At 39.8% G+C, this 13,838-nt stretch carries 10 protein-coding genes and 1 other RNA gene; 6 read left to right on the top strand and 5 right to left on the bottom strand.

The window, feature by feature from the left end; genetic code table 11:
* Positions 1 to 165 precede the first annotated feature (165 nt).
* Together groL and D0T56_RS12775 are read right to left on the bottom strand one after the other, a co-directional pair.
* Complete coding sequence (gene groL / locus D0T56_RS12780; protein ID WP_163320551.1) at positions 166 to 1,797, bottom strand: chaperonin GroEL; 1,632 nt, start codon at positions 1,795 to 1,797, stop codon at positions 166 to 168.
* A gap of 160 nt (positions 1,798 to 1,957) precedes the next feature.
* Positions 1,958 to 2,227 carry a co-chaperone GroES gene (locus D0T56_RS12775; protein ID WP_163320550.1) on the bottom strand — a complete coding sequence of 90 codons (270 nt, stop codon included), beginning with the start codon at positions 2,225 to 2,227 and terminating at the stop codon, positions 1,958 to 1,960.
* Positions 2,228 to 2,879: 652 nt separating this feature from the next.
* Between D0T56_RS12775 and rnpB the strand changes: the two genes are divergently transcribed.
* An RNA gene (rnpB, locus tag D0T56_RS12770) (RNase P RNA component class A) lies at positions 2,880 to 3,250 on the top strand.
* A gap of 216 nt (positions 3,251 to 3,466) precedes the next feature.
* Here the strand turns inward: rnpB and D0T56_RS12765 are convergent.
* Genes D0T56_RS12765 through D0T56_RS12755 form a run of 3 tightly spaced genes read right to left on the bottom strand, consistent with a single transcriptional unit; the run spans position 3,467 to position 7,260 of the window.
* Positions 3,467 to 4,375 (bottom strand): beta-1,6-N-acetylglucosaminyltransferase, encoded by a 909-nt coding sequence (locus D0T56_RS12765; protein ID WP_163320549.1) that lies wholly within the window; start codon positions 4,373 to 4,375, stop codon positions 3,467 to 3,469.
* A 1-nt stretch (position 4,376) separates the two neighbouring features.
* Positions 4,377 to 5,891: a hypothetical protein gene (locus tag D0T56_RS12760; protein ID WP_163320548.1), complete on the bottom strand. Its 1,515-nt coding sequence runs from the start codon at positions 5,889 to 5,891 to the stop codon at positions 4,377 to 4,379.
* Complete coding sequence (locus D0T56_RS12755) at positions 5,863 to 7,260, bottom strand: DUF6056 family protein (protein ID WP_370458806.1); 1,398 nt, start codon at positions 7,258 to 7,260, stop codon at positions 5,863 to 5,865. Before D0T56_RS12755 ends, D0T56_RS12760 begins: the two co-directional genes overlap by 29 nt.
* A 205-nt stretch (positions 7,261 to 7,465) precedes the next feature.
* Here D0T56_RS12755 and D0T56_RS12750 point away from each other — a divergent pair, with 205 nt between their 5' ends.
* The 5 genes from D0T56_RS12750 (at position 7,466) to D0T56_RS12730 (ending at position 13,611) form a co-directional block, all read left to right on the top strand.
* Complete coding sequence (locus tag D0T56_RS12750) at positions 7,466 to 8,899, top strand: OmpA family protein (protein WP_163320546.1); 1,434 nt, start codon at positions 7,466 to 7,468, stop codon at positions 8,897 to 8,899.
* Positions 8,900 to 9,140: 241 nt separating this feature from the next.
* Complete coding sequence (locus D0T56_RS12745; RefSeq protein ID WP_163320545.1) at positions 9,141 to 9,905, top strand: ParA family protein; 765 nt, start codon at positions 9,141 to 9,143, stop codon at positions 9,903 to 9,905.
* A gap of 28 nt (positions 9,906 to 9,933) precedes the next feature.
* Complete coding sequence (locus D0T56_RS12740; RefSeq protein ID WP_163320544.1) at positions 9,934 to 10,842, top strand: ParB/RepB/Spo0J family partition protein; 909 nt, start codon at positions 9,934 to 9,936, stop codon at positions 10,840 to 10,842.
* A gap of 3 nt (positions 10,843 to 10,845) precedes the next feature.
* On the top strand, positions 10,846 to 11,580 hold the full coding sequence (locus tag D0T56_RS12735; RefSeq protein WP_163320543.1) for a DUF5683 domain-containing protein: 735 nt from the start codon (positions 10,846 to 10,848) through the stop codon (positions 11,578 to 11,580).
* 72 nt (positions 11,581 to 11,652) lie between these two features.
* Positions 11,653 to 13,611, top strand: coding sequence for a LysM peptidoglycan-binding domain-containing protein (locus D0T56_RS12730; RefSeq protein WP_163320542.1), 1,959 nt, complete (start codon positions 11,653 to 11,655; stop codon positions 13,609 to 13,611).
* Positions 13,612 to 13,838: the final 227 nt, after the last annotated feature.

Below are 13,838 nucleotides of genomic sequence, written 5' to 3'. Positions count from 1 at the left end.
CCAAACACAAAGATGCAAAGTTTTTCTTTCATGTCGATAATAAACATTCGGATATTCTGAAACATATTGCAGGTTAAAACACCTTCCCTAGATCTGACGGAAAAGAAAACGAGGATACTCAAAAAAATGAATATCCTCGTTTTTATTTTCAGAGAACCGAATTGATTACATCATTCCGCCCATTCCGCCGCCCATAGGCATTGCAGGAGCAGGGTTGTCTTCTTTCTTATCGGCAATTATACATTCTGTTGTCAAGAACATACCAGCGATGGATGCGGCATTTTCGAGAGCAACACGAGTCACCTTAGCAGGGTCTAGTACACCGGCTGCATTCAGGTTTTCGTATTTGTCAAGACGTGCATTGTATCCGTAGTCGCCTTTTCCTTCACGCACTTTTTGCACCACAACCGCACCTTCTTTTCCGCAGTTGTTTACAATTTGGCGAAGCGGCTCTTCAATTGCACGTTTCACGATTTCTATACCTGTTGTTTCGTCGTCTGTTTCTCCTTTCAATCCTTCAAGAGCGTCAATTGCACGGATGTATGCGATACCACCACCCGGAACAGTTCCCTCTTCAATAGCAGCACGAGTTGCAGAAAGGGCATCATCAACACGGTCTTTCTTTTCTTTCATTTCCACTTCCGAAGGAGCACCAACGTAAAGAACAGCAACACCACCAGCCAATTTGGCAAGACGTTCCTGAAGTTTTTCACGATCGTAGTCGGAAGTAGTTTTTTCTATCTGAGTTTTGATCTGGCCAACACGTGCAGCAATAGCAGCTTTGTCGCCTGCACCGTTCACGATAGTTGTATTGTCTTTGTTGATAGTTACTTTATCGGCAGTACCCAACATATCGATAGTGGCAGCTTCAAGCGCAAGACCTTTTTCTTCCGAAATCACTGTTCCACCTGTAAGAACTGCGATGTCTTCCAACATTTCCTTGCGACGGTCGCCAAATCCGGGAGCTTTAACAGCAGCGATTTTAAGACCGGCACGAAGACGGTTCACAACCAATGTTGTAAGCGCTTCCGAGTCTATATCTTCTGCAATGATAAGCAAAGAACGTCCTGATTTAAGAGCAGCTTCAAGTATTGGAAGAATGTCTTTCAATACAGAAATTTTCTTGTCATGAATCAGGATATATGGATTTTCAAGGTCAGCTTCCATTTTTTCTGTGTCAGTCACAAAATAAGGAGATATATAGCCTCTGTCAAATTGCATACCTTCAACCACATCCACGTAAGTATCGGTACCTTTAGCTTCCTCAACTGTGATAACGCCTTCTGTTTTCACCTTGCCCATAGCTTCAGCAATCAGTTTTCCGATTGTTTCATCGCCGTTCGCAGAAATTTTGGCAACATGCTCAATTTTTTGAAGGTCATCACCCACAGCAGACGATTGAGTTTTGATATTTTCCACTACTTTAGCCACGGCTTTGTCAATACCACGTTTCAGATCCATTGGGTTAGCACCCGCTGTTACGTTTTTCAAACCTACGCTGATAATTGACTGTGCCAGCACGGTAGCAGTTGTTGTTCCGTCACCCGCATCGTCGTTTGTTTTAGAAGCAACTTCTTTCACAAGTTGAGCGCCCATGTTTTCGAACGCATTTTCCAACTCAACTTCTTTTGCTACTGTCACACCATCTTTAGTGATATGTGGCGCACCAAATTTCTTTTCGATGATAACATTACGGCCTTTTGGTCCGAGTGTCACTTTCACTGCGTTAGCCAACTCGTCAACACCTTTTTTCAGCTGATCGCGGGCATCAATATTAAATACAATTTCTTTTGCCATTTTATTTTTTTGAGTTACGAGTTACAAGTTACGGGTTACGAATTTTTTTTATTAAAACTGTAAATCGTTAACTGTAACTCTATCGTTTATTAAATCTTTATTTAATTATTTATTTTTTCTTCTTGTAACTGCCTGTAAGGCGCAGCAACCAGCAGCTTTTTTAAATAATAGCTAAAACATCAGATTGACGCATGATAAGATAAACTTCTCCATCAAGGTCAATTTCAGTACCGGCATATTTACCATAAAGAACTTTGTCTCCAACTTTCAGAACCATTTCTTCGTCTTTGGTTCCGTTTCCAACCGCAACAATCTCACCTTTCAATGGCTTTTCCTTTGCTGTGTCAGGAATGATAATTCCTCCAACTGTTTTTTCTTCAGCCGCAGCAGGCTTCACAAGCACTCTGTCTGCTAATGGTTTAATACTCATAGTCTTTTAATTTTTTTGTTATTAAATATTATTATGTTTGTTTTTGAGATTTTATCGGAACTCCAGCGAAATCTGTGCCAAACTAAAAAAAATGACATCTGCGGTTGTTTTGTCTGACAGAATGACATAGAAGCCACCTAGATCTAATGAAAATGCATAGCAGTTATCAGTTAACATCTTTGTCGTCGAACGTGTGCCAAAAGTCTTTTCTATCTCCTATAATCCCCTAAAGGGGACTTTTTAAACAATTGATAATCAATATACCCCTGTCGTCGCATGGGATTTGCAATCCCATGTTTGGCTACTATTCGGATTTTAGTTCCGGGGGTTACAAACCCCGGAGAACGGGGACGATAAAATTACAGTTGTAGGGGTGAAAAATTTTTCACCCGATGTATGTCAATATTCGGGCGTAAGATTTTACGCCCCTACTGGGAGATATTATTGTAGGGGTGGGGTTCTACTCCACCCGAAAAACATCGAAATTAAAAGAACATTTCAAGTAGCGAGAGCAGAAGCAAAATTTGTTTTGATTGTGCCGAGTCACACAAAACGACTAATGCAATTGAACCTTTCTCAACTGCTGATTCACTTTAAAAATATATTACAATAATATTATTCAAGAAAAACTTTAATGTACCTTTGCAATTGTGCAGCAGACCGGTTTGTCGCTGGTTGCCTCCTTGAGAGGCAAGTAAGAGGAAAGTCCGGGCAACACAGAGCACCGCACTTCTTAATGTGGAAGCTATCCGTGAGGGTAGAGCAAGGGTAACAGAGAACAACCGCCCCGGCTGGTTCGGGGTAAGGGTGAAAAGGTGAGGTAAGAGCTCACCGGTCTTGGCAGTGATGTTGAGAGCCGTACCTCTTGCGGGTTGTAAGACCATGTATACCGGCGTACGTAGGACTGCTCGTCCGATGTCGGGGGGTAGGTCGCTAGAGGCTGTCGGTGACGATAGTCGTAGATAAATGGCAAACACCCTGCTTGTCAGGGTACAGAACCCGGCTTATAGGTCGGCTGCACTTCTTTTTAAACAATTGATGAATGAACGGTTGTGTGCTTATTAGTTGGTCATACGTAGCTACAAAAAAGAAAAGGTTGTCATCCCGACAACCCAATTCCTTCATTATAACCTTAAATCTAATACTATGAAAAACACAGTACAAATTTATGTGTTGAAATGCTATTCTGCAAGAAAAGGGTGGTTTTAGGCCTTGTATTTAAGGTTATTTAAAATTACCCTATAAATTTTCAGACCCTTTTCGTTTCTCTTTCAGCTTTTTCTTAATATTCTCTAATAATGCGATGGATACAGGGATTTCGAACTTTCGGGCAAAGATTGCATCCGATTCGGATATTGCTTTTTCATCGCTCAAATCGAGGTTGGCAGGATAATTTCCGTTCCTTTTCTCCCAAACGATAAATCGCAAAGTGTCCTTTATCACTTTATCCCCGAAAGGAGAGTCCATGACTATTGTCTGGAAAAATATCTCTTCGGCACAGAATGTGTAATCGAACCTTTTCAGGAAGCGGGGATTCTGCGAAATGTAATTGATAACGTATCCGATACATTCGCGACTCAGCGACCAATAGGTAGACCCTCCGTACAGAGCGGGAAACCCGCTGTAATAACTTCTTTTCAGGTGAAGTTTCTTTTGCATCAGCAAGATACTTTTGATAGCGGCTCTTCCCCAAAAACTCCTGCGGTTGAACAAGTCGCAGAAACTATAATAATCTACCCGTTCGTATCCGCCTTGTTCCATTTCCCAACTGGAATATGGTAATTTATTGTATTCCATGTACTCTTTCCCGTGGTTCTGACTGAAAAACAGATCAATTTCATCAGGTGTTTTTATCGGGAAGTCTTGCCCTGTGATTGTGTGGAAATATTTATTCCTTTCATCTTTGAAGGCTTCATTTATCAGTAAGATGAAGGCTTTCAGGTGTGCAACACCTCCCCAATTGACCTTGTATTTTTGAGAAATGAAATCTACATTGGATTTTCCGGCAAGAGTCTCTATTTCCGATCGAGTAATCTTGCTTTTCTTGTCTATATGTATATAGCACCTGAATTTATCGCCAACTGTGTCTATCAAATCGGCAATTTGATCATAATTCTTGTATGCTGTTATAAGTAGTGCGTGTTGCATATTAATTTATTCGCCTATAATATTTATGATTAAAATCTTCCCCTTTCAGTTCGTAGTCATTTTTTATCATATCTTTCAAAACCGGATTAGAATCGACTCCCTTTGTTGAATGAGCTATATACGGATTCGGAATCACTATCCACCTCGGAGGTGTTTTCTTCAGATATTTGTTTGTTTCCCGATAGACGAGACTGTCTGTTCTCGCCCATATCTCCTGCGACGTATAAAACCTGAACGGAGGCAATATATCTGTTTCCAGATACCAGTTCGATGCCAAATTGTATCCGAATACACTGTCTCTTTCATCAAAGGGGATTATGTTGTCAACTAAAGTTTTGTCAAGATAATAGAAGTTAGCATCTTTCGATTGCGCATAAATGGCAGCAACACTTGTTGCTCTTTTCCCAAAATAGCCGAACAGCAGTATTAGATATACCGACAAACCAATCTTGAAAATAACCTTACATTGTTTGCATATCAACAGGTTGATAAATAACAGGCATCCGATAACGAAAGGCATAATATTCAGCATCATATAATGGTCGGTTCTCAAGCCTAGCAGTAGAGCCGAAGATGTGAACAAGCAAGAAAAGAATGTAATCAGAATCAGTTTGTTGTTCCTTCCCCAATATACGGAATACACAATCAACGCAGAGAGCGTAAATATGTTAGGTCCATATATCCGTGTCAGGTATAGGATGTCTTTGGGGTTTAAACCATACGATATGGAAAAAATACCTCCTGCATATTTAGAGTTGAATGTGAATGTGGCGTACACCATTTCGTTGAATGCGTTGTTTTCCAGAAAATAGATGCCGATAGGAAAGCATATACAAGCAACCCCGATGAGGAAGTAAATTATATTTTTGAATAGATTTTCCCACTCACGTTCATACACTAAAAGGATGGAAACAGCAGCGATTATTCCGCACAATCCGGCAGCGTTCGTAATCCTGATCAGAGCCAGCAACGAAAATGCAATTCCATAACAAAAGGCATACTTGGGAGGGTGACGCTCGTCATCGTCCAGCATATACCTGATGGCAAGATAAAGGCATCCCAAAAGTAAAGGTATACTATATTCTTCGGTCACATTGCCCCCTTCAAGGGTGTTCAACATCAAAATTGAAATGAGCAATATCGGGATGAACAGAAAACGGGGTGGGAGAGCAAACAGCCTGTATATCTTGTATATAATGTAGAAAATTAATGTAAGGTTGACAACCTCGAAACAAAAAACAGCATTCACGCCTCCTGCTTTCATCAAGAAGGCCTGGAGGAAAAACATCACCGGGCCTTTGTGATCGAAAATATCCACATACATCAATTTGCCGGCTGCAACAGCCTTTCCCACCAACATGAATATGGCGCTGTCGTAACCTTTATATTCGTACAGAGGACTGCAAAACGAGGCAAAAAGCAAGATGACGAGCGACAAGACAAAGAATACCGGTATCAGCCAAAGCTCTTTTGTCCAACGATATTCTTTATTGTTCGTATGATATTTCAATTCCATAATAATGGGACATATATTCTAATGCGTATTTTGCGTCAAACATTCCGTATTTGGTTTTCGGAGCTATTGGTTTCAGCGTCACTTTTGTCAGCCCCTTTGCCTTTGCGTCCTCAATAGCTGCCAATTGTTCAATTCTTGCGGTTTCTACCTGACTAACATCTTTGAATGCACTGTAATATTCAGACAAAAATAAGCATAAAAACACACATGTGATAGAATATTTAATCAAACTGATAAAAGTATATTTACGATTTAAACGATAAAAAACCACGCCAAAGGCAATAATCGCATAACAGATAACACCAAACCACGATCGAGCCGCAAACACCGAGGGCGAAAATATCATGCAATATATAGATGCAAGCATGGCTGCGAGGTAGATAAACACAAGCAAGCCGGTATTGTTTCTCTTGTCCGAATAAAATTTATAATACAATATATATAAGATGGCAACAATAAGCAGGAAAACGCCTAAATAATCGAAAAGGGTAAATGTTGAAGTTATAAAATTGTATACAATCTTAAAAGGATACAAAACAGCACCTTCCGACCGTGCACGGGCAAAATTTCCGGGAGCCGCGATTAGCATGACATAGCCTGCTATGCTCCCGATGAATCCGGCAATAGACCATGCCGGTTTTTTCCACCCCTTGTATTGATACGATAAAATGAACAGGAAAATGGCAACTATCATCCCCACGGAGGTGTTCTCGTTTGTCCATCCGGCGATGATACCGGAAAAGAAAAAACAAAGGCATAAAATGACTTTTGTGAATATGTTATTATTCTGTTTCCCCTCATATAGGCGGAAAGGCAATAAAAACAAGAGAGTGATTACACTTACCCACAAATAATTAACGCTCCCCGTTATCCACAATACGGTGTCGCCAAATACGGGTTGAAGCAACCATGTGAAAAAGTATATTAATATAAGGAGTGATATTGAGTGTTTTCCCCGTCCTTTTGCATGAAAATACATCAGCACGATGAGCGATAAAAAGGCAAAAGAGTTGACCAGATCGATAACAATCGGAGGAAACATCAATAATGCCTGTACGATGGAATGAACCACAATGCGTCCTCCCCACTCAAAATAGTGCGTTTTTTGAGATTCCAGTATATCCGAGAAACTTCCGATTCGATCGAAAGTGGTGAAAATGTAAGAATATATGTAGTCGTCGCCATGAATAAAAGTCTTATTATTTAATAAAAAAATAGAAAAATACATAAGTAAAATAGAAAAAATCAGTAAAAAACACCGAATTTTCCGTTTATTTTGCAAATAAAGTTCCGTTTTTTTGAAATATATTAAAACTTTGTTTATCTTCGCATTAGCATTTTTGTTTAGACTTTTGAAAAGTGAACTCATGTTTTGTGTATTTTCGATTTCAGAATTCATAATTTAGACAGCAAATATATATTAAAAATCATCTTCTTTTATGTATTTGAGTCAGTTTCGGTTGTTGAAAACACAAAAAAACATAGATTTGTTCTTTGCTAATTAAAAAATATACTAACTTTGCGCTTTTAAAAAACTATGCGTTAATATCATTTAACCTAATGATGATTGTTTTATGAATAAAAAATTTCTATTAATTACTCTCTTCACGTTGTTCTCTGCTTTAGCAATTCAAGCACAAACGTATAATCCGGATGCAGAATCTGATAAAGGTGAAAATACAAAGAAGACTTATAATGCCTACAAAACTACATGGCAAAAAAATAAATTTAAAGATAACTGGTTTATCTCGTTGGGTGCGGGTCTCCAAACAATAATGGCAGAAGATGATGACAAAGCATCTTTCGGTAGCCGTTTGACGTTGGCTCCGGCTCTCACTATCGGGAAATACTTTTCTCCTATCTGGGGGTTGAGACTTAATTTTACCGGTGGATCTTTGCACGGGTTCAATGACGGATGGGCTGGTACCTACCGTAAATGGAACTCGGGAAGTAAACACTACATGGGTAAGGGATATGCCGGTACTACGTATGGCGACGGATTTAAGTATCCGGCGGCAGAAGGTGGTGCTTTCCATTCTTGGGACCCTCAGTGGGAATATCTAGGTTTTGGATTGAGCGATGGCGGACGTCAGGTTGAATACGATAAGGAGATTGTAGGCATAGATCATGCCGGATCAATCGAAGAATATGTATGGAATCCTGGAAAAGACAAAGGAGCCCTTTATATGCAACATGTTCGTTATTTCGCTACTAACCTGAACTTTATGTTCGATTTCTTGACTCTGTGTGGAGACTATAATCCAAAAAGAGTTTTCGAAATGACTCCATTCTTAGGGGTTTCATATTTCCATACATTCGCTCACCTGGGACAAGATTCGCATGACGGATTTGGTGTTAACGGTGGTCTTCAAATGAAAGTAAGAGTTGCGAAAAAATTGAGCATCTTCTTCGAAGGAAACCTTACTGCATATCCTGAAGATTTTGACGGTCATATGGGAGACAATATGAGAGTAGACCTTGTTGGTCAAGGAGTAGCAGGTTTGACAGTAGACTTAGGTAAAAATACTTGGGAAGTTTGCGAACCAACCAACTACGGACTTATCAAAGATATGAATGCTCAGATCAACTATTGGAGAGATCAGTACGAAGAATTGAAAAATACTCCGGTAGAATGTCCTGAATGTCCGGTTGTAGAACCAGAACCTAAGAAAGAAGAAGAACTTTGTTTCTTGCCTGATCCGGTATTCTTCAGAATAGATAAATCTGTGATTGATGCAACAGAGTGGTCTAAGATAGAAAAAGCAGCAGTTTATTTGAAAAGCAACCCAACAACAAATGTAGTTGTTACAGGTTATGCCGACAAGAAAACAGCTTATCCTGCCTACAACTTGAAGTTGTCTGAAAGACGTTCTAAAACAGTAGCAAACGCTTTGGTTGAGAAATACGGAATCGACCGTAGAAGAGTGTCTATCAACTGGGAAGGAGACCAAATACAGCCATTTAGCATTAATGAATGGAACCGTGTGGTTATCTTTGTTCTGGAATAAGATATGATAAAAATAACTGAAAAGATCTTCCACGATTGTGGAAGATCTTTTTTTTCCCATTTAATCGTCACGGTGTTTTCGTAATGACTTTATTATTAGTCTTATACAAACTTTATTAACAAAATCAATCAGTTTTCAACATTGAAGCTATTTGAGGTGGTGATATAGTATCCGTTTTTTATATTTATTCGTTATTTTGTGATTAGATAATACTTAACATCTTAAGAAGAAAAAACAACTTATGGGTAAAATAATCGCTTTAGCCAACCAAAAAGGAGGGGTTGGGAAAACAACTACCGCAATCAATCTGGCTGCTTCTCTGGCAACTCTCGAAAAAAAAGTATTGGTTGTGGATGCCGATCCTCAGGCTAATGCCTCTTCGGGTTTGGGAATTGATGTAAAGCAAGTGAAGAAAACCATTTACGAGTGTTTGATTGGTGAGGTTAAACCGGAAGATGCTATTCTGCCAACCGAAATTGAGCGTTTAGATATCATCCCGTCGCATATAAATCTGGTTGGGGCAGAATTGGAAATGCTAAACATAGAAAGCAGGGAGAAAATACTTTCGAAAGTATTGAAGCCATTGAAAAGCAGTTACGACTACATCCTTATCGACTGCTCTCCGTCTCTGGGGTTGATAACGGTGAATGCGCTTACGGCCGCCGATTCGGTCATAATTCCGGTTCAATGCGAATATTTTGCGCTCGAAGGTATCAGTAAACTGTTGAACACAATCAGGATAATTAAGGCAAAACTCAATCCGTCGTTAGAGATAGAAGGCTTTCTGCTGACAATGTACGATGCACGCCTGCGGTTGGCAAATCAGATATACGAAGAAGTGAAAAAGCACTTTCAAGAACTTGTGTTCACCACCGTTATTCAGCGTAACGTGAAGTTGAGTGAATCGCAAAGTTTTGCGCAGCCGGTCATTTTATATGATGCAGCATCCAAAGGAAGTGTAAATCATATGCAATTGGCTAAGGAACTTATCGATAAAAATTCGTAACTTTGTACGTTTAGCATAATTTTATTATATGGCAAAAAAAACAGCTTTAGGTAGAGGATTGGATGCGCTCATCAATATGGATGAAGTGAAAACTCAAGGTTCTTCCTCAATAAACGAAATACCATTATCGAAAATACATCCCAATCCGGATCAGCCACGACGTTTGTTCGAAGAAGATGCGCTGGAAGAACTGTCGGCTTCCATCAAGCAGGTTGGGATAATTCAGCCTATCACACTTCGCAAAATAGACGACGACCACTATCAGATACTAGCCGGAGAACGTCGTTACAGGGCATCTTTATTGGCAGGACTCGAAGCTATACCTGCCTACATAAAAACCACTGACGATGAGAATGTTCTTGAAATAGCCCTTGTAGAAAACATTCAACGCGAAGACCTGAACTCGATAGAAATAGCCTTGGCATATCAAAACCTGTTGGAGTCTTACAATCTCACGCAAGAAGCATTGAGCGAAAGAATTGGAAAGAAAAGAACCACAGTTACCAACTATCTGCGACTGCTTAAACTTCCTGCCGAAATACAGATGGGCATCAGGGATAAGAAAATAGACATGGCGCATGCGCGCACACTTGTAACGATTGAAGACCCTACCACTCAACTGGAAATATACGAGTTGATTCTGGAAGAAGGACTTTCTGTCAGAAAAGTAGAAGAATATGTGCGTGCCGTGAGTAGTGGCGAAAACCTACGAGACATAATAAAGGAAAAAGAAGCCTTGAATACGGCCAAAAAAGGTGGCGTGAAAAATACAACTCCCGAAGAGTTTGAGTTGTTGAAAAAACATTTGTCTAAATTTTTCAAAACAAAAGTTCAGTTGACCTGTAACGATAGCGGAAAAGGAAAAATAAGCATTCCATTCAAATCAGACGAAGAGCTGGAGCACATTATTGCGGTTTTCGACCAGTTGAAGAAATAAGAAATGAGAATAGTCTCCATAGCATCTCTGATTATATTATCTATCTTGTGCATGAAGGCTCATGCGCAGGATGTGCTTTTGGATACCGGGCATAATGCCAACGATTCCCTCAATTTTATGATGGATCAGGAGTTTAGGCGTTTGAATGATTCTATCAATTTCAGTCACGATGCAACAGCCTTACCGGCTCAGGACAGTGTTGCAACAAAAATTAACGTAGAGCCTTTTAAACCAAATCCGAATAAAGCAATCTTATATTCTGCAATATTTCCGGGACTTGGTCAGATATATAACCGTAAGTATTGGAAATTGCCTATCATATATGGAGGTTTTCTCGGACTCACTTATGCCATATCGTGGAATGGGAGATACTATAACGACTATTCGGATGCGTATAAGGCTATAATGAGTGCCGATTATCTTACTCCCGGTAATATAAATAAATGGTTTCCATTTATTTATACAAACCTGAAACCGGAAGATTTGACCGAGGGACAATTGAATAATTTCAGGCAGGCATTTAAAAAGAAGAAGGACTATTACAGGAGATACAGAGATCTCAGCATAATAGGCACTGTTGCCGTATATGGTTTATGTATGTTGGATGCATACGTTGATGCACAATTGTATGATTTTGACATTTCGCCCGACCTGTCGTTTAAAGTGCAACCGGCACTTTTAGATAATGGAATGTCACGGTTTGGTGTCTTGGCTATTCAATGTAGTGTAACGTTCTGAACTGCGGTTTTCGGCACTTCTCTTTAATTTTTGATATAAGTCATACAACCAGGTGACTATAAAAACAATGATATGGTAAAAAAAATAATAATAACAAGTTTCGCATTATTCAACATTGCAGTAGTAGGAATAGTGGCTCAGAAACATGCACTTACACTGAAAGATACAATTACGGACAAGTCTATCGTTGTTCCGCCCGATATGGAACGCAACTACGATAAATTGCTTGTAGACTGGAACAAAAATATAAAGGTAAGCAAAGCCTGCAAAACAAAAAGCGATCAGAATGTTACTTATCCCGACTCGGTATATATAAACCGTTTGCACGCGTTTCCTTCCCGAATGGAACTGGTGTATAATCAGATTGTAAGGTCTTATATTGATATGTATTCGGGACGTCGCCGTGGACAAGTTGCCTATATGCTGGCAGAAGGAGGATATTATTTCCCGATATTCGAAAGTGCTTTGGATAAATATAATCTGCCTCTTGAATTGAAATATCTACCTGTCATTGAATCGGCACTAAAGCCAACAGCCGTATCTCCGGTAGGAGCAACGGGGCTCTGGCAATTTATGTTAGCCACAGGACGAATGTATGATCTGGAAGTTAACAGTTTGGTAGATCAACGCCGTAATCCGATTAAAGCAACTGATGCGGCAGCAAGATATTTGCGAGATTTGTATAATATCTATAACGATTGGAATCTGGTTATCGCCGCATACAATTGCGGTCCCGGTAATGTGAATAAGGCTATCCGCCGAAGTAACGGGCAAACAGACTATTGGGCTATTTATCCGTATCTGCCGCGTGAAACCAGAGGATATGTTCCGGCATTTATTGCGGCGACTTACATTATGAGTTATTACAAGGAACATAATATATGCCCTCTCGAATACAACTACCCGATAGCGACAGATACCCTTACGGTGAATAAGACAGTCCATTTTCAACAAATTTCGGATGTACTGAAAATACCCATTGAAGATATAAGGGCTCTGAATCCTCAATATAAACAAGACATAGTGCCGGGCAATTATAAGCCATACGTGCTCAGTTTGCCAACAGCCAAGGCAATGGATTTTATCACACACTATGATACGATTGTGGCTCACCGTGCATCGGAACTGCTGACTCACAGAAAAACGGTTGACATGGATTCGCACACTTCCGGAGGATCGGTTTCGACCCGAAAGATTATTCATAAGGTGAAAAAGGGCGAAACTCTGGCACGGATAGCCAGCCGGTATGGAGTGACAAGCGCCCAGATAAAGAAATGGAACAAGCTGAAATCGAACAGGCTGACCGCAGGAAGGCGTTTAACCATAAACAAGCCTGTGCCTAAAACTACAGCTACAACCAATACCAAAAAAGAAGAAACAACCGAACAAAAAGATACTTCGTCTAATTCGTCGCAGGCAACAAGTTCAACCTCAGAGGGTGGAGGCAGCCTGATGTCTAACTATTACAAGCAGCAGCACGAAAAAGCTGAAGCAACCGCTGATAGTGAAAAAGACGGTGATGATAGTGATACAACTTCGGTTGAGCAACCAATTCGCAAAAACTATCAGGAGGCAACCAAAACCATATATCACAAGGTGAGGATAGGCGAAACCATAACCCTTATTGCCAGCAAATATGACGTGACAAAGGAGGACATTATTAAATGGAACAAACTCTCGTCTAATGCAGTAAAAGTGGGGCAGAGACTGATAATTTATATTCCCGACAAACCGGAAAATAGCATACAGGCTGTTGATACAACAAAGACAGCCCAAACAAAAGCTACGGAAAAAAGCGAAGCTGCAAAAACTGCAACAACGCCAAAACCTGAAACCAAAAAGAAAACGGAGCCGGCAACTAAAAAGCCTGTAAAACCTAAGAATATAACCTATACTGTAAGAAAAGGCGATAACTTGTCTAAAATTGCACAAAAATATAGGGGTGTAACTTCGAGTGATATAAAGAAAGCCAACAAATTGGCTAACGATAACTTGAACGTAGGTCAGAAATTGGTGATTCCGCAGAAGTAGAGGCCGGCTACAATTGGCTTGTAACCGGTAGATAGTAGACAAGTTGACGAGTGAAAAAACTAGTACCTCGTATCTAGTATCTTGTTTACTAGATATAGATGCTTCGTTGCGCTCAGCCTGACAGGATGAAAAAATTTGCTGTTTGTCTAATTTGAAACAACAACTAACATAATCAGCTAAAAATAAATCATATATAATATTTTCAATATAAACTTTAATATAAATTT

The sequence above is a fragment of the Dysgonomonas sp. 520 genome (assembly GCF_010501095.1).
Taxonomy (GTDB): Bacteria; Bacteroidota; Bacteroidia; order Bacteroidales; family Dysgonomonadaceae; genus QVMP01.
This window is presented reverse-complemented; position numbering and strand designations above follow the sequence as displayed.